This is a genomic window from Duganella sp. 1411, assembly GCF_017833525.1.
Classification (GTDB): domain Bacteria; phylum Pseudomonadota; class Gammaproteobacteria; order Burkholderiales; family Burkholderiaceae_D; genus Rugamonas.
This window is the reverse complement of sequence record NZ_JAFICD010000021.1, coordinates 1-1,037: the sequence shown is the minus strand read 5'-3', so window position 1 is coordinate 1,037 and position 1,037 is coordinate 1. Positions and strand designations below refer to the sequence as shown.

The window sequence follows — 1,037 nt, the reverse complement described above, 5'->3', positions numbered from 1 at the left end:
TGTGATGTTTCAATAGGTTGTTGTGGTTCATTCGGACTAGACTTGAGAACTTGGAAATCGCCAAACCCCCAATTCTCAAGGAGCTAGCCGAATGAACATCCATAAGAATGCCCGATTAACCTGGAAACGTCGAGTGGAAATGGTTGAAGACGTGCTGCGAAGCAAGCTGCCGGCAAGCCAAGTCGCCGCCCATCACGAAGTGAGCGAGACGACGGTGCGCAAATGGGTCGGACGCTTTCTGGCCGAAGGGCCAGAGGGCATGGTGGACCGTTCATCACGCCCGGTCCGCTCTCCGTGCGCGCTCGACGAAGCCAAGGCGATCAAGATCGTTGAGCTGCGAAAAAGACGGTTGACGCAGATGAGGATAGCCCAATATCTGGGCATTTCGAAGGCGACGGTCAGTCGCGTGCTGGCACGTGCTGGATTGTCAAAACTGAGCGACCTCGCTCCAGTCGAGCCGGTTCAGCGCTATGAACATCAGCGTCCCGGTGACATGATCCACATCGACACCAAGAAGCTGGCGCGCATTGAAGTGACCGGCCACCGCGCCACCGGCAACAAGCGCGACCGCACACGCGGCGCTGGTTACGAGGTGTTATTTGTCGCCGTCGACGATCACGCGCGTGTCGCGTTCACGGATCTCTACCCGGACGAAACCGAGGAAAGCGCTTGCAGCTTCCTCGCCAAATGTCACGCCTACTTCAGCAGCCTGGGCGTGCGTCCCAAATCGCTATTGACCGACAATGGTTCGGCGTTCCGAGCCAAGACGTTTAAGCAAACCTGCGACGCGCTCAAATTGAAGCACCGCTTCACTCGCCCCTACCGCCCGCAGACGAACGGCAAGGCCGAACGGTTTATCCAATCGGCCTTGCGAGAATGGGCTTACGGCTTCGTCTACAACAACTCGTCTGAACGCGCCGCCGTGCTCAAGGAATGGATACACCACTACAACTGGCATCGCCCGCATCACGGTGTCGATGGAAAGGCTCCGATGTCTAGGCTCAAGTTTTCACGCAACAACCTCTTGAAACATCACA

At 57.0% G+C, this 1,037-nt stretch carries 1 protein-coding gene; it reads left to right on the top strand.

Going from position 1 to position 1,037, the window contains the following annotated elements:
• Positions 1 to 91: 91 nt before the first annotated feature.
• Positions 92 to 1,037, top strand: a 946-nt coding sequence (locus JOD97_RS32455) for an IS481 family transposase (RefSeq protein WP_209726961.1), incomplete at its 3' end; no start/stop codon positions are given.